Origin of the sequence: Maribacter luteus (assembly GCF_009674825.1) — a bacterium.
Taxonomy (GTDB): Bacteria; Bacteroidota; Bacteroidia; order Flavobacteriales; family Flavobacteriaceae; genus Maribacter_A; species Maribacter_A luteus.
In genome coordinates this window covers 51391-75109 of sequence record NZ_WKJH01000005.1, presented here as the reverse complement: position 1 = coordinate 75109, position 23719 = coordinate 51391, and the positions used below count along the sequence as shown (strand labels likewise).

Here is a 23719-nt window from a genome sequence, read left to right as displayed (position 1 = left end):
ACGTCTTTATTTAAGGATTTTTACTTTCTGGCCGTTTTTTACGGTCCTTGCACCTTCATTGATGATCTGATTGCCATTTTCGATACCGCTGATGACCTCGATCAACCCATTTTGGGTTTTACCTGTTTTTATGATACTTCTGGTTACAATGGCTTCATTCTTATCATTTGGCTCTGAACTTACATAGGCATATTGTTCACCGGAAGCATTCTCAGAAATTATACTTTGGGGTATAAGTATGGCATCGTCGTTGGTATAATCATTGAGTTTTACCCTTGCCGTAAGGTTTGGTTTAATAAGTCCGTTTTTGTTTGGCACTGGAATTTCGATACTGAACGAACGATTACTGGGGTTTATGAAATTTCCGGTTTCCCGTATTTTGGTCATAACACTATCGCCTAATACCGGAAAGTAAACCATGGCTTCTTTTCCTTTGGCTATTTGCCCTAAATAAGTTTCAGGTACATCAACTTCAATGTACATATTGCTCAAGTTTACAATGCGGAAAACCTCGGAACCAGGTCCGGGTGAGACTACCGTACCTTGGTCTTTGATTACATCGTCCAATATACCTGTGAACGGTGCGCGTATGGTTGATTTTCCCAGTTGGCTTTCAAGCTGTTTCACGGCGTTTTCGGAAGCTTCAAAGTTTGTTTTGGCCTGTAAGTACTGAATTTCAGATCCTATTTTTTGTTCCCACAACCTTTTTTGGCGTTCGAAAGTGGTTTTGTTCAATTCGGCCTGGGTTTTGAGCTGTTCCAGTTGGCTGCCCAAACCTCCATCATCTATTTTGGCAAGTAATTGGCCCTTAGAAACGCGTTGACCTTTTTTGACATAGATTTTTTCCAAGGTACCCGCCATTTCAGGGTATATCAACACATTTTGTTTCGTTTTCACCTCTCCTTGTAATTCTAAGTAATGGACGAACTTTTGGTTTTTAACGGTGATCGTGGTGACCAAAGGTAGTTTTTCATCACCACCTATTTTAGCGATTGCCGAATCTAATACTAAGATGTCTTTTTCCAGTTTTCTCTGTACTTCGGAAATCTCACTCTTTTTGGCCCTTATGGCCTCAAGGTCTCCTGTACTGATAATATCTTCAACAGACTGTCCTTTATTGTCGCCACAAGCGATTATCAATAGAAGGGTTGTAAACGTATATAAAATCTTTTTCATGGTTTGTTGCTTATTTATCTAATTGTTTGTTGTTCAATATGGTTTCCAAGGCGGTCTTGGTATTGATTACCGTTACCATGGATTGTAGGTATTCTTGTTGAGCCGAATACAATTGGGTTTGTGCTTGTCGAAGATCGAAACTGCTGGCCAAACCTTCGAAATATTTTATTTCGTTCTTGTTTTCAATACGTTCTGCAAGGGCCAGATTGTTTTTTGCGGTATCATATTCTTCAATGGCCAATGTATAATTACTCTTGGCCCGTTGCCATTCCAAGCGAATCTGTTCTTGAGCTTCGGTAAATTGGGTTTTTGCCTTTTCCAATGCTATGCGTGCCCTTTGGGTACTAGCACTGCGTTTTAGTGAACTGAAAATAGGAATGTTCAGGTCGAAACCCAATATGGAATAGTCGAACCATTCAGGGTCCCCACTAAGGAAATCAAAAGAGTCGCTATATGAAATACTACCATAATTTATATAGGCATTTAAGGTTGGGAGTGCCCTACTTTTGGCTAATTTCAATTCTAAAGCCCTTTGCTCATTAAGATTACTGGCCAATTTAAAATCTACATTGTTTTCCATGTTCAATGGGGAATCCAATAAATTCAGGTCTATTTGTTTTAGGGTAAGGTCATCAAGATTCTCTGTCAATTTAGTTGGGGAATCTATGGGTTTACCTATTAAAAGATTCAACATTTGAAGGGTTATTTCTTTTAATCGGATCGCATTTTTCAATTGGCTTTCAACTGAGGATAAAGTAATCTGTAATTGCTCAACACTTTCCTCTTCCCCTAATCCGTTTTCGAAGATCTTTTTGGTTTCGAATAGGTTTTTCGCCAAGGTGGCCTGGTTTTTTTCAAGTATGGCGATACTCTCTTGGGACAATAGAACATTCCCATATGCCTCGACTACCGCCTTGCGTACATCCAATTCGGTTTTTTCTTTATTGTTGGCCGTATAGTTCAAAAAGGTCTTTGTAGCCTGTACACCCACAATGTATGAACCGTCGAATATTTGTTGCGTTAAGGTGGCGGTAGCTGATACTTGTTGGGGTTCGCTAAAAATAACGGGTTCAAAAGTTCCGGCCTCACCACCAAAGAATTCAGCAGGTATAAGGGAAACGGTTTGCTTTAATTGATTTGAATAGCTTACCGCTCCATTGATCTGTGGCAACCCGTCGGCTATGGTTTCCCATTTTTGTTTTTGTGCGTCGATGATATCCCTATTGGAATTTATAGCACTATAATTGTGTTCCAACGCATAAGTAATGGCTTCCTCTAAGGTAAAGCTTTCGGGCAGATCTTGGGAGTATCCCTTGATCATTGTAAAAAATATAAAAACGAGTATAAAACGGATTTTCATCTATTCTTGATTTGAGTTGATTATAGTATTCAATATTTCTTGGCCTTTGGTGGTTACGATTCCCCTTAAATGGTATTCCAGAAACTCATCCATAAGACTGGACATTGTGAACATTGTTACAGGAAATAGGAGATGATTTTTAAGGCTTGTTATGCCAGAGAAATAAATTCTTGAGAGAAAATCTATATTGAGGTTCTTACGATAGATGCCCATTTGAATTCCTTTTTTAATATTTTGGACAGTACATCCTTGCATTACTTCGAAATGTTTGTTTTTAAGGTCTTCAAAGATCTTCGGATAGTATTTCTGTAATTGATATTGGGGAGATGCTTTTTCATCCTTAAGATGTAACAGCACTATTTTTTTTATTTCATACAGTTCTTCAATAGGGTTCTTTTCTAAGGCGCACACGTTATCAATCTCTTCCGAGATGGTACAGAACAATTGTTTGGTGCATTCTTCCACCAATTTGGTCTTGTTGGGAAAATGGGTGTAAATTGTCTTTTTCGAAATACCCAATTCATGGGCCAGATCATCCATGGTAACACTCTTGAAACCAAGGTTCAAGAACAAATCAGTGGCCTTATATAGTATCTTCTCTCTCATTTAAATGAAATAATAGGGGGCAAATATAATTAGGAAACTTAAAAAACATTTAAAGTTTCCAAAGTTTTACGATAATTTAACATCAATTACTTCGGGACTCTAAAAACCATGATAGTTTTTCGAAGCCATATTTTTGTATAGGACTATTTTTTCAAAGTTGTAAAATGTCGTCAAAAGTTATTCAATCTTAGGGGCTATCTTAAAGGTGTAACTTATTGGGACTATTGTATTAGTAGGGGATTTGTTTTTGATATTTTGATTTCGAAGTGCAAAACTATAAATGAGTTTGTCAAAAATGGATGTATTTTTGACGAAAATTAGCTGCAATGCATTCCATAGAACAGTATAGAGAAGAATTTATTACCCATTTAGAACAAAAGGTGGGTACTAGAGAACCTAAAAAGCTTTATGATCCTATTGTTTATATCTTAGGTTTAGGGGGTAAACGACTTAGGCCGGTACTTACCCTTATGACCACCGAGATTTTCGGAACCGATTATAAGAAGGCGTTGCATGCCGCTTTGGCCATTGAGGTATTCCATAATTTTTCATTGGTACATGATGATATCATGGATGACGCGCCTTTGCGGAGGGGTCAACGAACTGTTCATGAAAAATGGGATATAAATACCGGGATCTTATCCGGGGATGCCATGTTGATCTTGGCCTACCAATTGTTTGAAAATTACCCAAGTGATACTTTTCGAGAACTGGCGGAGCTCTTTAGTAAAACGGCCTTGGAAGTTTGTGAGGGACAACAATACGATATGGATTTTGAAACCAGGGAAGACGTTACCGTACCTGAGTACCTGCATATGATAGAATACAAAACAGCGGTTCTTGTAGCGGCTGCCATGAAAATGGGAGGTATTATTGCCGGTGCTTCTTTAAAAGATCAAAACCTGATTTATGAATTCGGAAAAAATTTAGGTATCGCCTTTCAATTGCAAGATGATTATTTGGATGCCTTTGGGGATCCCAAAACTTTCGGAAAGCAAGTAGGGGGCGACATTATCGAGAATAAAAAGACCATTTTGTACCTATCGGCCTTGCAATTGGGCAGTGCCGAGGAACAGAAAGAAATACTTGATCTATACTCCATACAACCACAAGATGTTGCGGAGAAGATAAAAACGGTAAAAACAGTATTTATTTCTTCAGGTGCTGCAAAACACACAAAAACGGAAATCGGAAATTATACCGAAAAAGCATTTGAAGTTCTGAATGTCCTCAATATCTCAGACGAAAAGAAAGCCATGTTGAAACAATTCGGTGAAAATTTAATGAAGAGAAAAGTATAGGTACATCCTTTACTGTACCTGTTTTATAAAATGTCAAAACAATCTTTTAAAAAGGGCTTTTAGGAATTCTTTCTTAGGACACGCTAAGATTATTTTAATATCTTCCCAAAGGTTGGTTTCCTCATCTAAAAACTTAAAGATCAATTGAGGGGGGCTGTTCTTGAATAGGGTTTCAAAAATATACTGACCCTTGTGGTTTTCGGTATAAAGGATATCTAAGAGAAGTAGGTCGTAAAACCTGAATTTGCTTTTACTGCGTAATACGGAATAAGGCTTGTTTTTTTTGATCAAAGGAATTAATATTTCAATCTTTTTAAAGGTATTGTAAAAAGTGTATCCTGTGCTGGGTTTGGTCCAGCCACCGGCAGAACCAATGTGTTGCACCCTATTGGTGTTATGGGCCTGAAAATCATAGCAGGTCATAGGTATACTTCCTTTCTCCTTTTCAATAATCTCAAAATCAGAACAATCGTATTTTGTTATGAGGTAATCTTTGATTGCCTTTTCATAATCATCCATTGGTAATAGATGTTCAGAAAACAAGGTGTATTCTATTAAAGCCTTATTATCTGAATATGGCAGCACGTACATGAATCGGGTGTTGTTTTTCTGTTCAACCGAAAAGTCCATGAATGTGGCTTGGTTTTTATTAAAAATAGGATCTTTGGTCTTGACCAACCAACCGACAAAATGTTGCTGTAAAACCGGAAACCTCTTTTGGTCATTAAGGATTTCGAAATTGAATGTGCTATTGAATACTTGTAGCCCTGAATACACGGAATTTGCTGTGGAAACCGATACCTGCTCCTTGTTCTCGGTTATCGATAAGACTTCTTCTTCAATAAAATCTATATTGGAATATTCGTTTATCCGTTTAAAATAGTATTTATAAAAATCCAAACCACGGACCAATTTATAGCTATAGGGAGAAATATTGAAATGGGCTGAGAATTCTTGTCCACCGAAGAAGATGTTCTCCCATTTTTTAGCCACTATTGGGTCGAATTGTCCGGGCCCATTTTCCCAAAAACACCAAGTACGGTCATTCGATTTCTTAGAGTCTTTATCAAGAAGTAAGATTCTTTTATTTTGAAAATAGGAATCACGACCTAATGCGTCTGCCAGCATTAAACCAGCTGCACCCGAACCGATTATGATATAATCATATTTTGCCGTGATTTTTTCCAATTGAGATTGCCTATGAATGTTCCCATTCAAAAATAGGCATTTCGCCAAAGCTAACCCGTATTAATCCAATCGATAACGCAACCCAAAGAAAGTACGTATCCCTTGATTTGGGGCATATATGTATGTTGGGTCAAATGTTAAGGCATAAGGATTGTCTGCGGTAGCGACTACATCACCGTTATTGTCAAAAGTTACGTCCTTGTCAAAAGGGTCATTTGCACGAGCGATAATAAAAGGATTTCCTTTGTTGGGGGTCCAATCCAACAGGTTTTTGACTCCGCCATAAAATTCAAAATTCTTAATTCCTTTATAAGTGAATTGGATGTTCTGAATGCTCCAAACAGGCGAGTATTCGTCCCTTGGATCCAAATCACCGAGTAATGGAAGACGCATAGGTCCATATAAGTTACCCGTGTAATCTATGCTCAAGTTCCAAGGTCTATGGGTGTAGGAAACGTTCCAAGTGCCGGCATAACTTTCTGTTAGGATTTGGTCTTGTGTTATGCCGTTTTCGGTATTACTTACATCTTGCAAGGTTGCCCCGACCATGAATTTTAATCCGTTTGGTAAAAACAGGTCTAAATTAGCGCTAAATCCTTGGGATACCGAGTGGCCATCTAGGTTATCATAGATAATGTAATTGGGATCCGTATCGTAGTCTGGGATAATGGCGTTTGAAAAACGGGTGTAAAATGCCGATAAATCCAAACTTAAAAACGTTCCATTATCAAAATAGAATTTTCTTAAATAGTTTGCATTAAAATTAATGGATTGTTCTGGGTCAAGGTCTTCTTCGATGATGACGTCCCTGGCCCCGATCAATGCGGCATGATCTTCGGTAAATAGGTTGACCACTCTAAAACCGGTGCCAAAATTAACACGAAATACATCGTTGGCAGAGGGTTTCCATTTATAGGCTGCCCTTGGGGTAATTATGTTACCGTGCCTTGAGTCATAGTCAATTCTAACACCGGTCAATATCGAATGCTTTTCGGCAAATTTCCACTCATCTTGAACAAAAAAACCGGGTAACCAAACTTCATCCTCTTCGTTACCGGTATCTCCTGATGTTGCAGGGGTGTCATCATCATAAAACGTATAGCGTAATGCGGCACCAAAAAGTAAGTCGTGGTTGCCCAATTGTTTGTCCCAGGTAAATTGACCAAAGCCAATACGTTGGTCTGCAATATATTTAGTGTCCCCATATCGTGAATCTTGATGATGGTCATTATAAGAGAAAGAAAACAATACTTTTTCTTTTATGGGCAGTTCATATTTGCCCAATACCTCCCATCTACTAGTGTAAATACTTTCACCGTAAATTTCATCACCACCTCTATATTCGGGAGTCCATTGCATTTCACCTCCCCATCGATCTTCATAAAAATAGCGACCAGCCAAAGAAAATATGCGGTTGTTTTCCCTTTTAAAATTCCATTTTTGAAAAACGGAGATACGGTCCTGTAAGGTAAGATCGGTAAAATTATCGTTGTTGTTATCGATGGGATTACTGTAATTGAAGTAATTGATGCCTAGTAAGGCATCTGTTTTTGCTCCTAAATTGAACTTAGTACCAACATCCAAATTCAATTCGCCCCAATCTGACATAAAACTATCTGCAAAAAAGATTGGCGCAGTTTCTGGACTTTTGGTGATGACATTGATAAGGCCACCTACTGCCTCACTACCATAAAGACTTGATGCGGGTCCTTTTACGATCTCTATCTGATCTATCAATGAGTTTGGTATTCCCGTTAGGCCATAGACCGTTCCCAGTCCACTGACTATGGGCATCCCGTCTATTAAAACCAGGGTGTAAGGCCCTTCAAGTCCATTTATGTGCACGTCGCCCGTATTACAAACGTTACAATTGATCTGTGGCCTTACTCCGTTAACGTTTTGCAGGGCTTCGAATATACTTGCTGTCGGATTCTTTTTCAAGAAAGTAGGACTGTAAACCTCTACCGGTACGGGACTTTCAGACCTGCTAACCGCTTTTAGTGTTCCTGTTACCACCATTTCCTCCAACTGTTCAGTACTTGGTGTTAGCTGAATATTTAAAACCTGTGTCTCGTTATTTTTTACTTTTATTCGGTTAGAATACGGTAAATACCCCACAACCGATACGATAAGGGTATAGCTTCCTGGCCCAATATTCTTGATTGAATAAATTCCGTTATCATTACTAGATGTGCCAATTGAGGTGCCGTCTATAAATACATTGGCATAAGGTATAGGAAAACCGGCCTCGGAAATAACACCTTGTATTTGGGCTTGTTGTGCCGTCAAAGAGAAGGGCAGTAATGAGAACAAAAATACAAGGGAATAAAAAGCAGGTTTCATTTATATAATCTTTATTTAGACAAATTAAAAATAAGTGTAAAACTAGCAATTTGTTTTCAATCATAAGGAATGATTTGTTAAAAAAATTAAGATTTTGAGGGGTGTATTTTAATAGGTCGTAATTATGAAATGGCTTAGGAAAACAACACTATAGATAGTCATCATAATTTTTTCATTCCCTCTAAGGTTTACAAAACCAAATCTTGTCCATTCTCTGAGGAATAGGCATATCCACTTTGCATAGTCGGGGTTATTCCTTAAGTTTAACTTATAAATATTCCAAGTTTATGATTTTTAAAAAACTACCTATTACACTACTGTTACTCTTTATTCTTTTCAATGGGAATGCCCAAAAAAAGGAATTTACCTATATGGATCTTTTTGATCTGCAATATGCCTCAGATCCCCAGATATCCCCTAATGGGGAGTGGGTCGTTTATCGTAGAATGCGGATGGATGTGATGAAAGATAAGTCGGTTGGTGATTTATGGATAATCAAGACGGATGGCTCCGAACATCAAAAGCTAACCTCTAAGGACAATAGCGAATTAAGTCCCAGATGGTCACCAAAAGGAGACCGTATAGCATATGTTAGCAGTACCGATGAAGGTTCCGAGATTTTTATTTACTGGTTCAATACAGGTAAGTCTGCAAAAATTTCACAATTACCATTCAGCCCAGGATCCTTGACATGGTCACCCAATGGTGACCAATTGGCATTTACCATGAAATTGGAGGAAAAGACCCCTGTTGTGGCCAAAATGCCCAAAAAGCCCAAAGGGGCAAAATGGGCCGAAGCTCCAAGGATAACCGATAGGCTGTACCACGAGGCAGATGGTCGGGGTTATATAAAACCTGGTTTTAGCCATATATTCACTATACCTTCAAATGGGGGTGCCCCCCGCCAGCTTTCATCCGGTGATTTTCATCATAGGGGCAAATTGAGTTGGTCTCCCAAAGGAGATAAGATTTATTTTTCTGCCAATAGAACGGCCGATTGGGAATATGAATTTAGAAACAGCGAGATTTATTCAATAGGAGTAGAAAATGGCACCATTGCCACCTTAACGAATAGAAAAGGTCCAGATTCGTATCCGGTTGCATCACCAAACGGTAAATTTATTGCTTATATAGGATATGATGATCAAGTACAGACTTATCAAGTACGTCGTCTATATCTAATGAATGTCGATGGTAGTAACCAAAGGGTTGTTTCCCAAGAACTGGATAGAAGTGTATCCGATATCGTTTGGGACAGTAAGAGTGAAGGACTTTATTTCTCATTTGATGATAAGGGCAACAGTAAAATTGGGTATATCACCGCTCAAGGAAAGGTTAAGGAACTGGCCGATGATATGGGAGGTACGACTATAGGGAGACCCTACGCCAGCGGCTCATTCAGTGTATCCAAAAATGGAAAGATTGTTTTTACGAAAACAAGGCCCGAACATCCATCCGATTTGGCTATCCTGAATGCCAAGGCCAAATCACCGGTAAAAATAACGGACTTGAACCAAGGCTTGTTAAGTTATAGAAACTTGGGAAAGGTCGAGGAAGTTTGGTACAAATCTTCAGTGGATCAAAGGGATATTCAAGGATGGGTCGTATATCCTCCAGATTACGATGCCTCAAAAAAATATCCTTTTATGGTAGAGAACCATGGAGGACCTATTTTAAACTATGGAGATCGTTTTTCCGTAGAAATGCAATTGTATGCAGCGGCGGGTTATATTGTCTTTTATCCCAATGCTAGGGGTAGTACCAGTTATGGTGAGGAATTCGGGAATTTATTATATAACAATTATCCTGGTGATGACTATAATGATGTGATGGACGGTGTGGATTTTTGTATCGCCAAAGGCATCGCCCATGAGGACCAATTGTTCGTTACTGGGGGCAGTGCAGGTGGAATAATGACGGCATGGATCATCGGAAAGAACAATAGGTTTGAGGCTGCGGTAGTGGCTAAACCCGTAATGAACTGGATCAGTAAAACACTTGTGGCAGATAATTATTTTGGGTACGCAAATTCCCGTTACCCAGGTCAACCTTGGGAGAATTTTGAGGGGTATTGGAAATTTTCCCCACTTTCGCTCGTTGGTAATATTGAAACCCCGACCATGGTCATGGTTGGGATGAACGATTTGCGAACACCTCCCAGCGAGGCAAAGCAACTGTACCATGCCCTTAAATTGAGGAAAAAAGAGACGGTTTTCGTTGAAATCCCCAGTGCAAGCCATGGTATTGCCAATAGACCGAGTAATTTAATCACGAAGATTGCCCATACATTGGCCTGGTTTGATAAATATAAAAGTGCTGATAAAAATTAAATGGCAAAACAAAGAAGTCTTTTTTGGAACCTTATTATCGTACTGACGGTCATAGTCTGTTTTATGGCATTTCTTATGCATTATAAGAATTGGACCAAAATAGAGGACGATCAATTCAAGATCCTGTCGGGATTCTATTATAAGAAGTTGAAATATTCCGAAATGGATAGTGTGCTTTGGGTCGATAAGATTCCTCCAATGGAGCGGTTGAATGGTTTTTCGGCCTTTGAAAAAGAAAAGGGTATTTTTAGGGAGTTCAAGGATTCCCTTACCAATGAAAAAGTGAATGTTTATGTCGACAACTTTTCCGACCGGAAAATCAAAATAGTGTATAAGGATTCTGCCAAACTTTATCTTAATTACAAGGACAGTTTAGAAACGATACGATTATTCGATGTATTAAAAGGCAAGGTTCAGTCTGCTGATTGAAACACAAAAAAATAAAAAACCCGAAGAATTTATCTTCGGGTTTTTTTATTGGGATTAATTTAAGAAAAGATCATCGAATTGTGTTAAAAATAGCTCAAATGGAAATAATAATATAACGATTACGTTAATTATAAATAGTATATTTATGTTATATAGTAAATCGTTGAAAATACATCAATATGTAATAACCTAGTGTGAATCTAAATTTTGGCGTATGAAAAATCGTTTATTCAAATTGTTTCTCTGTTTATTTGGAATGGTATATGGGTTGAATGCCCAAAACAGTGTTAATGTTGATGGACGATTACAGCCAATATTGAATGAATTCTTAGAACAGTGTAATTTGTACCATATTGATTACCACTCAAAACTATTTCAGTTGCAAGGAATCGATATTGTAAATAATCTACCCTTGGAGGAACATAACACCGTTTTGGGAATGGTCTCTCGGGATAATTCTGGGAATATCGATAACATTTATATCAGTTGGGCCGCTTTGTTGGATAATGAGATTCTCAAAGTAGTTGCATTCCATGAATTTGCACACCATTTCTTAGATTATAAACACACCTGTAACGATTGCAATGAGATCATGGCGGAAACCAATACCAGTTATTTCAATATTGCCCGTAATTGGGATGAACAGGTGCAGCAACTTTTTATGACCTCGCCGGTTTATATGTCACTTCAGAAAGATGGTTCCATATCCCCGACGCATTCTTTTTAGTAAGAATGTTTGGGAAGAAAACCATCACTTCAATAGGTTTATATATCTTAGGACCAAAATAGGAATAATGGTTCTTTTAGCTCAAGTTATTGGTTCTTTGTTAGGTTTGTTAGCGGTTGTTTTTGGTGCTTTTGGAGCCCATGCACTAAAAAAATCATTGAACAACGATCAGTTAAAAAGTTTCGAGACAGGTTTAAAATACCAAATGTACCATGCTATTCTATTGTTGGTGTTAAGTTTTAACCTGAATCTTGATACGAATGTTCAACGATATATGATTTACTGTTTTATCTTCGGGATCTTATTGTTTTCTTTTAGTATTTACTTGTTGGTCATAGGAAAATCCAAAGGAAAGAACATGGCGTTTATCGGCCCTGTAACTCCCTTGGGAGGTCTGCTTTTGGTAATAGGTTGGGGACTGTTGTTCTATAATTTTATTGTCAATCTTGTTTAATGGCTATTTGGCAATTTCTTCTTCAGAGGTAAATTCCCTAATGGCCTTGTTGGGTTCAATGATGGAATAACCTTGCCAAAATTCAGGATTATAGTTGGGCATATAGGTAGGTAGAATGTCATTTTTTTCTTTGAATGCCTCATAAGCGGATTTGCTTATAGGTTTTGAATCGAATACGATCAGTTCTCGTTTATTGGTGCCGATCGTACCCATATCCAATTTTACGAAAAGCTCATTTTGCTTGTTTCGACCCTTTACATGTTTGTTTTTCTCTATGATTTTGAGCGGTCTTCGTATACCTACATTAGTGCCCTCTTCTTGTTCCAGAAACCGTAGATCGTATTTGTCGTTGGTTGATTTTGCGAAAATCATTTTACCCTTGTTTAGATATTGGTTCATACTTATGCCCAATAAATTGAATTTCTTTAATGACTTTACGTTTTCATAATCCAGGCGTACAATGGCAAAATCGTCAGAATTTACGTAAAGTGTTCCTTGGTAATCCGCCGAACCTTTGGGGGTGAATCCCAAGATGTAGACCGCATCTTTACCCATATAGGTAAACTCTTTTAAGGTGTAATCGTATTTTCTTGACTTACTGATGAAGTTCAGCGGTGAATCGTCCAGATAAAAGAGGTCATTCATCATGTCCACAATACTGTTCTTGCGATATTTTGCGAAATTGGTCTTACGGTCAATCTCCCTTTTTTTCTTTTCTTCCAATTCTTTTTCCAAGGCGACTTGATCGGTTGAATCGATATCCGATTCGAATATTTCGTCAAAATCCTCTCCCTTGATCTTAGTGCCGAACAATCCTGATTTTATCTTGAAATAGGAATCTCTTTTAATGTTCGATTTTATGATCTCGTTGAACTTCTCTTCTAATTTTTCATAATCCAGTTCTTTACTTTTGTCATATAGTTCGGATGCTTTTATGATATCCATTTTCTGGTTATCTTCCTCTGTATTGCCATAAAGGTCACAAAGTATCTCTGTGTAATAGCTAGATTTTTTCGGCACGGTGTTCAAGACACTGTCCAGGAATTTTTTGTTGAGTTCCTTGATCGTGGATTTTACGAAAGTATAATCGGTCTTATTGAAATTCTGAAAGTAGGAATCCCTGAAGAACATCCTTTTTTGACTAAGGTCGGTGTTGTAATTCTTGTCTAGATTCTCTTCTATCAAATCTATGATTTCATCTGCGGAATAGTTTTTATTGGAAACGATTACGGGATTTAGTTCAATGGCTTTCGGACTTAAGTAAACTGCGTTCTCCGAGAATTCTTTCAATGGCTTTCCGATTGATGCATAACCGATACATGAAATGAAAAGTGAATCGGTTTCCGAAACAGTACCATCTAAAAGAAAGCTGAATCTACCTTCCTCATTGGTAATTACGCCTTTTTTGTTCAATTGTACCGTGGCGTAGGGGATAGGTTCTTGAGTAACAGAATCCAATACTCGGGAGGTAAGGGTTTGACTTTGTACGGTGCTACAAACAACGGTGAGCAATGCGGCGATTAGCCACAAAATAATTTTGTCCATGGATGATTGTTGATTAGTTGAAAACAAACTAACACATACTTGAATTAATGTGGGTTCATTTTTTATTTTCTTTATGACACATTTAGCTTTTTATTATGAGCTACGGCCCAAGATTGTTTAAAAAAATGTCAATTGTTTTTATTTACCTATTTGTGGACTATTTCGTCTCATAATATATCAAAAGTGACCTATGGGAATTATGATCACATATTTAAAATTGTCCTTATAAAAGCAAGACGACCTTGCAGATAAATAGTTACCGGTTTTGTTAAGAAAATTAAATGGGCAGGGTAGAAAAGAGTAGTTCCTATGGTTTAATGGCAACCGCAACCATCTTCCCCACAAACTTTTTTTGGACTTTTTTTAGAAGAAAACAACGATTTTGGCCATAAGAACTTACCCACCATATAAACTATGGCCAATGCAACGATGATATAAACGACTATTTGTTGAAACAGTTCCATGTTATTTCAATATTTGATAGGCGATCAATGCTACAATATAAGCAAATAGAGTCATAAAAACCAATTGTGCCAATGGCCATTTCCATGAATTGGTTTCACGTTTTACGATGGCCAATGTACTCATGCACTGCATGGCGAAGGCGTAAAAAAGTAGTAAGGATATTCCCGAGGCCAAATTGAACAACGGTTTATTGGTGTTCGCATTCATTTCAGCTGACATGCGGTTTTTTATGGTGTCTTCCTCATCGCTTCCAACGCTGTAAATGGTGGCCAAGGTGCTAACGAATACCTCCCTCGCAGCGAATGAAGTGATCAGGGCAATGCCTATTTTCCAATCATAACCCAAGGGTTTAACCATGGGCTCAATGGCCTTACCCATGTTTCCGATATAGGAATTCTCCAATTTAAAGCTCGCTATTTCCTGATGTTTGGCCTTTTCGAACAATTCTTTCTGATAGCTTTTTATAGAATCGGTAACCTGTTCAGGGCCTATTTTATATACATTTTTTGCAATGCTATCGTTAAGGGCAATTTCGTATACGGCAATATCGTTCGCGATATTTTCTTGATTGAATGCAGACAGACCTTCGTCCTGTATCCTTTTTTCAATGATCGATTCTGCATTTTCATACTTGTCGGTAAATCCGTTAGAGCCCAAAAACCATAGAATGATAGATATGGCCAGAATAATTTTACCTGCTCCAAAAACAAAGCTTTTTGTTTTTTCCCATACCGTATATATTACGTTTTTCAACAAAGGGAGTTTGTAATTGGGCATTTCCATAACGAAAAAAGTGCGGCTTTTGATCTTCAACACTTTATTCAGGAGCATCGCTGAAATTATCGCGGCGCCGAATCCTATTAAATACAAAAGCATTAAGGTCATGGCTTGGTATCCCAACCCTAAAAAGCGACCTTCGGGAATGACCAATGCTATGATGATAAGATAAACAGGAAGCCGAGCAGAACACGTAGTAAAGGGAGTGACTAAGATGGTTATTAGCCGTTCTTTCCAATTTTCGATGGTCCTTGTTGCCATTACGGCAGGTATGGCACATGCCGTACCCGAAATTAATGGGACAACACTCTTGCCACTTAAACCGAATGGTCGCATTACACGGTCCATCAGGAAAACGACCCTACTCATATATCCGGATTCTTCCAGGAGTGAAATGAACAAAAACAGGAATGCGATCTGAGGAATGAATATGACGATTCCACCGATTCCCGAAAGGATGCCTTCAGCTATGAGATCGGTCAGCATTCCAGGGGGTAATGATGTCTTTACCCATTCACTGGCCGCTGCGAAAGATTCATCAATAAAATCCATCGGAATACTGCTCCAGTCATAGATCGCTTGGAAAATCGTCATTAAAATGACCAAGAAAATCAGGTAGCCGAATATTTTATGTGTCAATATTTTATCAAGAGTGGCCTTAATTCCTTTGGCAGCATTGATATCGACTTTATAGGTCTCTTTTAAAATGGAATTGATGAATTGATACCGTTTTATGGTCTCTTTTTGTTGTAGCCTCTTAAGCTCAGATTTTGATTTGGTATTGAATGATGAAGCATCTTTCACCAGATTTTTTTCCAAAGGCATAAAGTTCACGTCTTGCGTGATAACGAGCCAAAGCTTGTATAGGTCTTCCTTGGGGAATGTTTCCTGCAAACTTTTAAAATACTCTGGGGCGATTACCGTTGTATCCACATTTGGTGCAATCGATAGGTTTTTATAGTCGGCTATCAACTCTTTTAACCTTTCTATGCCTATTTTCTTTCGGGTGCTTACCAAGGCAATTTTGGTATCCAACTTTTTTTCCAGTAGTTCAATATCCACTGAAATTCCCTTGCGAGCCATTCTATCTGCCATGTTTATGACCAGAATGGTTGGTATTTTCAAGTCCTTGATTTGGGTAAACAGTAACAGATTCCGTTTTAGGTTTTCAACGTCGGAAATAACAATGGCCAAATCGGGATGGTCCTTGTCATTTTTGTTCAAAAGCAATTCAACGGCAACACTTTCGTCGAGAGAGGTTGTATTAAGACTATACGTTCCCGGAAGGTCTATTATATGGGCTTTTACACCTCGTGGTAGTTTGCAGATCCCTTCTTTTTTCTCAACGGTTATCCCAGGGTAATTGCCTACTTTCTGGTTCAATCCGGTCAATTGGTTGAAAACCGAGGTTTTACCTGTGTTGGGATTGCCGATTAGAGCAACATTTATTTGCTTACTCATATGCTTGGGATATCTTCAATAAGATCCAACTCAATCTTAAGTGCCATGGAACGCCGTATCGCTATATGGGAGCCATTGACATTGATATATAAAGGGTCTTTAAATGGTGCCACTTGCACCAATTCAACTTCATTACCAGGCAAGCATCCCAGTTCGAGCAATTTAATGGGCAAAAGGTCATCCGGAAATTCCCTGATGACTCCTTTCTGCCCGCGCTTGAGATGTGCAATGCTTGTTCTCAATTTTTATTTAGAATGATTATAAGTAAGAGCAAAAGTAAAGGAAAAAAGTGAATTAGAGCGCCAAAGTCGATGTAAATCTTCCAAGATTTTATTTTGAGTAAGAGGCTTTCAATATCCTAAGATCATCCATTAATCTATCGATGTCCTCTGTTTTCGTACCATCATAAAAACCACGGATCCTACGTTCTTTGTCAACTAATATGAAGTTTTCGGTATGGATCATATCAAACGGGCCACCATCCCCATCGGTCTTAACGGCCAAATATGATTTTCGTGCCAGTTCATAAATCTGTTTTTTATCACCAGTGACCAAATTCCATTTAGTATCATCAACCCCTTTCTCCATTGCGTATCTCTTTAATTGTGCAACGGAATCGATTACAGGGGTTACCGAATGGGAAAGTAGAAGAACATCATCGTCTTCTTTGATCATTTCCTGAATACCGGCCATATTCTTTGTCATGATAGGGCAAATGGTGGGGCAGGTGGTAAAGAAAAAATCGGCAATATAGATTTTACCTTCGTAATCTTTTTGGGTAATGGTCTTTCCATTTTGATTGGTTAAAGAGAAGTCCGCTACGGTGTGGTATTTCTTTACATGCTGCAAAGTGCTGTCAACAAGTTCCGGATTAACCATTGTAGGCTGGTAAATGGTCAACGTTTTTTTGGGTTGAAGGGCTTTGTAGAAGAGCACCATAATGATAATCGATATAATCGAAAACACAATGGCGAAGAGTTTGTATTTACCGAAAAAGGAACGCATGATTTTTTTTTCAAAGGTACATTAGTCTACTGCGGTTATCAAATATTGGGGGTGTCGATGCTGCTAAATATTTCACAAAAAGGGAGTCGCTCTAACAGTTTCTTTTTGTAAGACCTTGTAAAAGCGTACTTTTGTGCGATCAATTTTAGAAATAATAAATGAGTCCGATAGTAATACAAATTATTCAATTCTTTTTAAGTCTGTCCCTTTTAATAGTGCTCCACGAGCTAGGACATTTTATTCCAGCAAAGATTTTTAAGACCAGGGTTGAAAAATTCTATCTCTTTTTCGATATTAAATTTTCACTTTTCAAGAAAAAAATCGGGGAAACCGTTTACGGTATCGGCTGGTTGCCTCTTGGGGGGTATGTGAAGATTGCCGGTATGATCGATGAGAGTATGGATACCGAAGCTATGAAAGAAGAACCTAAAGAATGGGAGTTTCGAAGCAAACCGGCCTGGCAGCGTTTGATCATTATGTTGGGTGGGGTTACGGTAAACTTTATTTTGGCCGTAATTATCTACGTGGGACTCGCTTTTGCCTATGGCGATGAATATGTACCTGCAGATAGTTTAAAAGACGGGTTTTTAGTGACCGAAAAATCCCTTGGTGATAAATTAGGTGTGCAAACCGGGGATAAGATCATTGCTGTAGATGGTAACAAGATAGAGGCCTTTAGGAATATATTGCCCGAAATCGTTTATGGTGAGACCATGACCGTTGTGCGGGATGGGGATACTTTTGAACAGGAAATACCTGTTGATTTTATCGCTACCCTGTCAGAGGATAAGGACAAAGTTCGTTTTTTAAGCTACCGTCTGCCTTTTATCATTAAGGATGTTGCAGAAGGTTCGTTGAATAAAGATGTTGGTTTCCAGGCTTTCGATGAGGTTATAAAGGTAAACGGTACAGCAGTATCTTATGTAGATCAGGTAAAACCCATTTTAGAGGCTAATAAAGGTAAGGAAGTTGTGGTAACCGTAAAAAGGCAAGGTGGTGATCTTGTTGATTTGAACACAAAGGTGAGCGATGAGGCAACCATTGGGGTTCATATTGGCGGATTGACCATGGAGGACTATGCGGAAAGGGGTTATTTTGATATAAAAACGAGGAAATATTCCTTTTTGGAGTCGATCCCAGCAGGAGTTGACAAAGGTGTCTCAACCTTGAGTACCTATATAAAGGGTATGAAGAAAATATTCAATCCGGATACGGGGGCTTATAAAGAAGTTGGTGGCTTTGCAGCCATTGGTGGTTTGTTCCCCGAAAGTTGGAACTGGCCTGTCTTTTGGAACACAACGGCATTTATTTCCATTATATTGGCCTTTATGAACATTCTACCTATACCTGCATTGGATGGTGGCCATGTAGCCTTTTTACTCTATGAGATGGTTACGGGAAGAAAACCGAGCGACAAATTTTTAGAATATGCCCAGATGATCGGGTTCTTTATATTAATAGCACTATTGCTTTTTGCAAATGGTAACGATGTTTATAAATGGTTATTTAAATAGAATATTTATTTAATAAAAGTATCCATTATTTAGGGGTATACTTTCCATTAAGAAACGGATATTCAAATTGCCTACAAGGGTTTGGAAAACCAATTAACAATAATTTAAGATTACCCCCTTCTTTTTATTGAGTATTGTTAATAAATGAAGCAATATTATCTATTGTTGAATTAACATTTTCCCACACAACTTATATCGTAAATAATTTAAGAAAAGTTTGATTAATTACTAGCTTAGAGTGTTAATCAAACTAAAATATTTATGAGAAAAAGAACTATTCTATTCTTTCTTGTTTTTTTAAATGCCATTGCATCATTTGTTATGGCACAGGAAATGATGGTCTCGGGTACTGTAGTTGATGGTACCGGAAATGTATTGCCTGGGGTAAATATTCAGGTAAAAGGAACACAGCGAGGTGCTTCGGCCGATTTTGACGGCAAATTTCAGATTGCGGCCTCTAAGGGTGAGATTCTGGTTTTTTCCTATTTAGGATTTACCAGCAAGGAAATCGAGGTGACAGGGAATCGATTGGATGTTACGTTGGAAGAGGACACTAATGAACTGGACGAGGTTGTGGTAACGGCTTTTGGTGTAGAAAGAAAGGAAAAGTCCTTGGGCTATTCCGTGACCAAAGTAAATACAGAGGATGTTATTTTAGCTGGTCAGGTAAGTGCCGTTGAGGCTTTACAAGGCCGTGTTGCAGGTGTGCAGATCAACCGGGCTTCGGGTTCGGCCGGTGGAGGTGTTGATATTTTGGTTAGGGGAATTTCTTCCATTAATCCTGGGAGAAATAACCAGCCCTTGATTATTGTAGATGGTTTAGCAATCAACAACGATAATATATCGGGGAATGTGTTGCCAAGTGCAGGTTCTAATGCACCAAGTAGTTCTGAGCAATTTGCTTTTTCCAGTAGGTCGGGCGACATAAACCCTGAGGATATCGAAAGTTATAATGTGCTTAAAGGTGCAGCGGCAACCGCCCTTTATGGTGTTAGGGCTGCAAACGGCGCAATTATCATTACCACTAAAAAAGGGAAGTTCGGCAAGGCAAGGATTAATGTTACCATGAACACCACCTTTAGAAATGTGACCAAAGTACCGGAATTACAGACAAAATATAGGGAAGGTTATCTTGGTTCACCCAGAGTGCTTTATACACCAGATACGGAAACGGGTTATACCTTAACCGGTAGCAGCACACCATTCTATTCTTTTGGCCCTGAATACTCAGTTGATACTTTTCAATATGATGATGATACCGTATTGGATTTGAGCAATGATAAATTCCATGATATTTTTGATGATTTGTTCTCTACAGGAATCAATACTCAAGTGAACTTTAATATCAGTGGTGCAGATGATAAGTTCGATTACTTCTTTTCGGTAGGTAACAGCAGCGATCAGAGTATTGTTCCAAACTCGTATTATGACAAGTTATCCTTCAGGTTTAAGGGAGGATATAAGGTAACGGACAATTTCAAGATAAGTTCATCGGTACAATTCACGAATTCCGGAGGGCGAAGGGCGAATGGTGGTGACAAGTCGATTATAAGTTCTTTGGCCTATTATTCACCAACGTTTGACATGAATGATTATAAAAATGCTGATGGCACACAACGTAATTACACGCCTTGGATCGATAACCCCCGTTATTTTGCCGAAGTTAGTGCCTTGACAGATGATGTGAATAGATGGATCGGTAATGTTACCTTTAATTGGAGCCCTTTGGAGTGGCTTAATTTTTCCTATCAGGCACAAATAGACAATTATTCGGACCATCGTAATCGTTTTGTTCCACCTGAATTGGATACAGGCTCTCAGGTTGGTGGTTTTATAGTAAATGAAAACATACTTTTCACAGGTATTGAATCTAATTTTTTGGCAACTATGACCAAGGATTGGAGCGAAGATTTCAACACCACATTTTCTTTGGGTAATCAAATCTCGGATACCAAAAGCAACTATGATCGTATGTATGGTGAAAATTTGAATATTGCGCATTATAATGATATTAGTAATGCTACCATTTTGGATAATTCAAATAGTGTCACCCAAGTTCGTAATGTAGGTTTGTTCGGAGAATTGAAGTTAGAGTATTTAGATAAGTTGTTCGTGACATTTACCGGAAGAAATGACTGGGTGTCCACACTTCCCCAAGAAGACCGTTCGTTCTTTTATCCATCGGTAAGTGGTGCCTATTTGTTTTCTGAGGATATAGCTTCGGAAAGTACCATTTTATCCTTTGGTAAATTAAGGGCTTCATGGGCAGAAGTAGGTAAAGGACCTGGTTTTGGTGATAGTGGGCACTATTTCGTAGCCGATGGGGATTTTCCTTTTGATGGTGTAGGAGGGTTTAGGTCAAGTACCAGTACGGGTTTGAACCTTGTTCCTGAACGAACAAGAACATGGGAAGTTGGTACGGATCTCAGGTTTTTCAAAAACAGGTTGCGGTTCGATTATTCTTACTTCACCTCAAAGGTCAATAACCAGATATTCGATGTGAATATGGCCTATTCAACAGGTTTGTCCTCAGTCACAAGAAATGCAGGGGACTATAAAAATTGGGGGCACGAACTTTTAGTAAGTGGTGATGTTGTGAAAACCGATGACCTAAATGTGGAATTGGTCTATAATTTCTCAACAACCGAAGGGGAGGTAATTGATTTACCCGATGATGTAGAAAGTGTGACTTTTGCCAGTGATGGGGCTCCTGAATTGTACCTTAGGGTCAAGGAGGGAGATAAAATGGGATCCCTTTATGGATACAATTGGACCTATGTTGACGGGGAGCTTTTTATTAATTCCGAGGGCTATCCAGAGATAGATGATAGTGAAGGCTATGTTATCGTCGGGAACGCATTACCTGATTTTATAATGTCTCTGGGCACTAATATCAAATGGAAAAATTTAGGACTCAATTTCTTAGTAGAATGGAAAGAAGGAGGGGATAAATACAGTTGGGCAAGACGAAACATGATTCGTAACGGCACAAGTAAAGTTACAGAATATAGAAACATAGACGATTATGTATTCGATGGGGTTATGGAAGATCCTAATTCCCCCGGTACTTATGTTACCAATACAACACCGACCGCATATGGTTTGGATGAAAGTTATTACAGAAGCTGGACATATTTTACAGGTGCTGCGGAAAACTACCTGCAAGATGCGTCATGGGTAAAGTTAAGGAGTATAGGACTTAGTTATGACTTTACACAATTATTTGGGAAAAAGGATCTTTTTGATAATTTGGTGTTTAGTGTCAGTGCCAATAATATATTGTTATGGACCCCTTATGATGGTTACGACCCAGAAGGAAGTGCATATAGCGCAGGAAGTAACATTTATGGATTCTCAGGTAAAGGGATTCCTTTGACCGAAAGCTATTCCATGGGTCTAAAAATTGGTTTTTAATAAAAAATTTGAAGTAATGAGAAATGTAATTAAAAATATATTTATTGGAACCTTGCTTTTTGGTTTTATAGCCTGTAGCGACGATTATTTTGATGTGAACACACCTTCGGCATCGGTTAACGTTGATGATTTGGGTATGAGCGATCTTTTAGGTCCTGTTATACATAGTACCCTTTATACGCAATACTACGCCGAAACCGTGGCAGGAAATTATACACAGTATTTTGGAGGGTATGGTTATGCCGCGGCGGGATTCTCTGAAATGTCCTCTGCATGGAGTGAGATTTATCTTTATATTTTGCCCAACACAGAGGCAATTAAGGAGAAGGCAGAAGATAGTGGGGCCATACATTATGGGGCCATTGCAGAGATCCTTGAAGCTATCAATATCAGTTTGGCTGCCGATATGTGGGACAACATACCTTATACCGAAGCAACTGACGGAACCGAGAATCCATATCCCGATTTTGATACCCAGGAACAAGTATATGCATCTGCTATAACTTTGTTGGATAGCGCCATCTCTTCACTTCAGTCTGAAGATAACTCAAATATCTCTGTCGGTAATGAGGATTTGATTTATGGAGGGGATATTGACCAATGGTTGAAAGCTGCATTTACCATTAAGGCGAGGTTACAATTACATTTGATAGCAAAGGGAATTTATTCAGCAACAGACGTGTTGGGTACTATTGAAAATGGTTTTACTTCCGTAGATGATGATTTTCAGATGGACTTTCCAAGTGAAGAGTTGAACCCATGGTATTCCAATAACGTTCTCACTAGGAACACGGGTAACTATTATAGGGCTCCCAATGATCAAATTGTAAGTATGATGAATGGTACTAGCTACCCTTTTGAGAGTGGTTTGGTAGATATTGACCCGCGTTTGCCCATTATGTTTCAAAATGATGGTTCTGAAGGTGATCCCTGGAGGGGTTTTGTTAATGGTGGAGAAGGAGAATCCTCTGATGGGGAAGATGCCAATACGTTTTTTAAAGATGGTGGGTATTACACTAATGCTACATCTCCTTTGGCACTTATAACTTATGCAGAGGCCATGTTCATTAAGGCCGAGGCTGCTTTCTTAGCCAATGGGGGTAATGAAACCAGTGTTGGGGCCAATATCACGGCTTATGAGGCATATATGGAGGGAATAACGGCAAGTATGGAGAAATTGAGCGCGGACGGATCAGATTATATGGCGGATAGCGCAGTGGATGTTGGAGTCAATAACTTAATGCTGAACCATATTATGAAAGAAAAGTATATTGCCAATTATTTAAATGTTGAAACGTATAATGATTTTAGACGATATGATTTTTCTAGTGATGTTTTTAAAGATTTAGCATTACGTTTAGAAGGAGAGGGTGATGATTCCGAATATACAGGTCTATGGTATAGAAGGGCCGTTTATCCGGATTCTGAACAGAACTCCAATGAAGATGTTGTTAACGCTAATTGGCAAGAACCTACGGTAGATGTTTGGTGGGCCGAATAATTGGTAAAATATGTGTATTTAAATCGGGGGATTTATTTCCCCGATTTTTTAATTCTATTTTTTTTAATCGCAAAACAGTTTTTGTTTGGCGTATTTGAAAAAAGCATTTATATTTGCACCCGC

18 protein-coding genes are annotated in these 23719 nt (G+C 38.6%); 8 read left to right on the top strand and 10 right to left on the bottom strand.

What is annotated here, in order from left to right; all coding sequences use genetic code 11:
* Positions 1-6: 6 nt before the first annotated feature.
* Genes GJ691_RS08205 through GJ691_RS08195 form a run of 3 tightly spaced genes read right to left on the bottom strand, consistent with a single transcriptional unit; the run spans position 7 to position 3142 of the window.
* Positions 7-1176, bottom strand: coding sequence for an efflux RND transporter periplasmic adaptor subunit (locus GJ691_RS08205; RefSeq protein WP_154365707.1), 1170 nt, complete (start codon positions 1174-1176; stop codon positions 7-9).
* A gap of 10 nt (positions 1177-1186) precedes the next feature.
* A complete protein-coding gene (locus tag GJ691_RS08200) occupies positions 1187-2497 on the bottom strand; it encodes a TolC family protein (RefSeq protein ID WP_246200147.1) in 1311 nt (436 codons plus the stop codon).
* Positions 2498-2536: 39 nt separating this feature from the next.
* A complete protein-coding gene (locus tag GJ691_RS08195) occupies positions 2537-3142 on the bottom strand; it encodes a TetR/AcrR family transcriptional regulator (RefSeq protein WP_154365702.1) in 606 nt (201 codons plus the stop codon).
* A gap of 326 nt (positions 3143-3468) precedes the next feature.
* On the opposite strand from GJ691_RS08195, the gene GJ691_RS08190 reads away from it, so the two are divergent.
* Complete coding sequence (locus GJ691_RS08190) at positions 3469-4443, top strand: polyprenyl synthetase family protein (protein ID WP_154365700.1); 975 nt, start codon at positions 3469-3471, stop codon at positions 4441-4443.
* Positions 4444-4476: 33 nt separating this feature from the next.
* Here GJ691_RS08190 and GJ691_RS08185 read toward each other — a convergent pair whose 3' ends face one another.
* Both GJ691_RS08185 and GJ691_RS08180 read right to left on the bottom strand, forming a co-directional pair.
* Positions 4477-5679, bottom strand: coding sequence for a lycopene cyclase family protein (locus GJ691_RS08185; RefSeq protein ID WP_246200146.1), 1203 nt, complete (start codon positions 5677-5679; stop codon positions 4477-4479).
* Between the two features lie 12 nt (positions 5680-5691).
* Positions 5692-7974, bottom strand: coding sequence for a TonB-dependent receptor (locus GJ691_RS08180; protein ID WP_154365698.1), 2283 nt, complete (start codon positions 7972-7974; stop codon positions 5692-5694).
* Positions 7975-8261: 287 nt separating this feature from the next.
* Here GJ691_RS08180 and GJ691_RS08175 point away from each other — a divergent pair, with 287 nt between their 5' ends.
* The 4 genes from GJ691_RS08175 (at position 8262) to GJ691_RS08160 (ending at position 11914) form a co-directional block, all read left to right on the top strand.
* Positions 8262-10304, top strand: coding sequence for an alpha/beta hydrolase family protein (locus GJ691_RS08175; protein WP_154365696.1), 2043 nt, complete (start codon positions 8262-8264; stop codon positions 10302-10304).
* Positions 10305-10733, top strand: a complete 429-nt coding sequence (locus GJ691_RS08170; RefSeq protein ID WP_154365694.1) for a hypothetical protein — start codon at positions 10305-10307, stop codon at positions 10731-10733.
* A gap of 214 nt (positions 10734-10947) precedes the next feature.
* Complete coding sequence (locus GJ691_RS08165; protein WP_154365692.1) at positions 10948-11460, top strand: hypothetical protein; 513 nt, start codon at positions 10948-10950, stop codon at positions 11458-11460.
* 67 nt (positions 11461-11527) lie between these two features.
* Positions 11528-11914, top strand: a complete 387-nt coding sequence (locus GJ691_RS08160; RefSeq protein ID WP_154365690.1) for a DUF423 domain-containing protein — start codon at positions 11528-11530, stop codon at positions 11912-11914.
* Between the two features lie 3 nt (positions 11915-11917).
* Here GJ691_RS08160 and GJ691_RS08155 read toward each other — a convergent pair whose 3' ends face one another.
* The 5 genes from GJ691_RS08155 to GJ691_RS08140 form a co-directional block, all read right to left on the bottom strand.
* Positions 11918-13459, bottom strand: a complete 1542-nt coding sequence (locus tag GJ691_RS08155) for a carboxypeptidase-like regulatory domain-containing protein (RefSeq protein ID WP_154365688.1) — start codon at positions 13457-13459, stop codon at positions 11918-11920.
* A gap of 314 nt (positions 13460-13773) precedes the next feature.
* On the bottom strand, positions 13774-13923 hold the full coding sequence (locus GJ691_RS19490) for a hypothetical protein (protein WP_179955066.1): 150 nt from the start codon (positions 13921-13923) through the stop codon (positions 13774-13776).
* A 1-nt stretch (position 13924) separates the two neighbouring features.
* Entirely contained in the window at positions 13925-16162 is a 2238-nt protein-coding gene (gene feoB, locus GJ691_RS08150; RefSeq protein WP_154365687.1) for a ferrous iron transport protein B, read from the bottom strand.
* On the bottom strand, positions 16159-16404 hold the full coding sequence (locus tag GJ691_RS08145) for a FeoA family protein (RefSeq protein ID WP_154365685.1): 246 nt from the start codon (positions 16402-16404) through the stop codon (positions 16159-16161). Before GJ691_RS08145 ends, feoB begins: the two co-directional genes overlap by 4 nt.
* Before the next feature lie 88 nt (positions 16405-16492).
* Complete coding sequence (locus GJ691_RS08140) at positions 16493-17167, bottom strand: SCO family protein (protein ID WP_154365683.1); 675 nt, start codon at positions 17165-17167, stop codon at positions 16493-16495.
* A 158-nt stretch (positions 17168-17325) separates the two neighbouring features.
* Between GJ691_RS08140 and rseP the strand changes: the two genes are divergently transcribed.
* From rseP to GJ691_RS08125, 3 genes are all read left to right on the top strand, one after another.
* A complete protein-coding gene (gene rseP, locus GJ691_RS08135) occupies positions 17326-18681 on the top strand; it encodes an RIP metalloprotease RseP (RefSeq protein ID WP_154365681.1) in 1356 nt (451 codons plus the stop codon).
* Between the two features lie 261 nt (positions 18682-18942).
* Positions 18943-22095: a SusC/RagA family TonB-linked outer membrane protein gene (locus GJ691_RS08130; protein ID WP_246200145.1), complete on the top strand. Its 3153-nt coding sequence runs from the start codon at positions 18943-18945 to the stop codon at positions 22093-22095.
* Positions 22096-22111: 16 nt separating this feature from the next.
* Positions 22112-23596 carry a SusD/RagB family nutrient-binding outer membrane lipoprotein gene (locus GJ691_RS08125; RefSeq protein ID WP_154365679.1) on the top strand — a complete coding sequence of 495 codons (1485 nt, stop codon included), beginning with the start codon at positions 22112-22114 and terminating at the stop codon, positions 23594-23596.
* Positions 23597-23719: the final 123 nt, after the last annotated feature.

Excerpts from the sequence above, each read along its gene's own strand:
- GJ691_RS08205 (WP_154365707.1), bottom strand. The coding sequence starts at position 1,176 with ATGAAAAAGATTTTATATACGTTTACAACCCTTCTATTGATAATCGCT.
- GJ691_RS08125 (WP_154365679.1), top strand. The coding sequence starts at position 22,112 with ATGAGAAATGTAATTAAAAATATATTTATTGGAACCTTGCTTTTTGGT.
- GJ691_RS08200 (WP_246200147.1), bottom strand. The coding sequence starts at position 2,497 with ATGATCAAGGGATACTCCCAAGATCTGCCCGAAAGCTTTACCTTAGAG.
- GJ691_RS08195 (WP_154365702.1), bottom strand. The coding sequence starts at position 3,142 with ATGAGAGAGAAGATACTATATAAGGCCACTGATTTGTTCTTGAACCTT.
- feoB (WP_154365687.1), bottom strand. The coding sequence starts at position 16,162 with ATGAGTAAGCAAATAAATGTTGCTCTAATCGGCAATCCCAACACAGGT.
- GJ691_RS08160 (WP_154365690.1), top strand. The coding sequence starts at position 11,528 with ATGGTTCTTTTAGCTCAAGTTATTGGTTCTTTGTTAGGTTTGTTAGCG.
- GJ691_RS08190 (WP_154365700.1), top strand. The coding sequence starts at position 3,469 with ATGCATTCCATAGAACAGTATAGAGAAGAATTTATTACCCATTTAGAA.
- GJ691_RS08140 (WP_154365683.1), bottom strand. The coding sequence starts at position 17,167 with ATGCGTTCCTTTTTCGGTAAATACAAACTCTTCGCCATTGTGTTTTCG.
- GJ691_RS08170 (WP_154365694.1), top strand. The coding sequence starts at position 10,305 with ATGGCAAAACAAAGAAGTCTTTTTTGGAACCTTATTATCGTACTGACG.
- GJ691_RS19490 (WP_179955066.1), bottom strand. The coding sequence starts at position 13,923 with ATGGAACTGTTTCAACAAATAGTCGTTTATATCATCGTTGCATTGGCC.
- GJ691_RS08165 (WP_154365692.1), top strand. The coding sequence starts at position 10,948 with ATGAAAAATCGTTTATTCAAATTGTTTCTCTGTTTATTTGGAATGGTA.
- GJ691_RS08175 (WP_154365696.1), top strand. The coding sequence starts at position 8,262 with ATGATTTTTAAAAAACTACCTATTACACTACTGTTACTCTTTATTCTT.
- GJ691_RS08155 (WP_154365688.1), bottom strand. The coding sequence starts at position 13,459 with ATGGACAAAATTATTTTGTGGCTAATCGCCGCATTGCTCACCGTTGTT.
- GJ691_RS08130 (WP_246200145.1), top strand. The coding sequence starts at position 18,943 with ATGAGAAAAAGAACTATTCTATTCTTTCTTGTTTTTTTAAATGCCATT.
- rseP (WP_154365681.1), top strand. The coding sequence starts at position 17,326 with ATGAGTCCGATAGTAATACAAATTATTCAATTCTTTTTAAGTCTGTCC.
- GJ691_RS08180 (WP_154365698.1), bottom strand. The coding sequence starts at position 7,974 with ATGAAACCTGCTTTTTATTCCCTTGTATTTTTGTTCTCATTACTGCCC.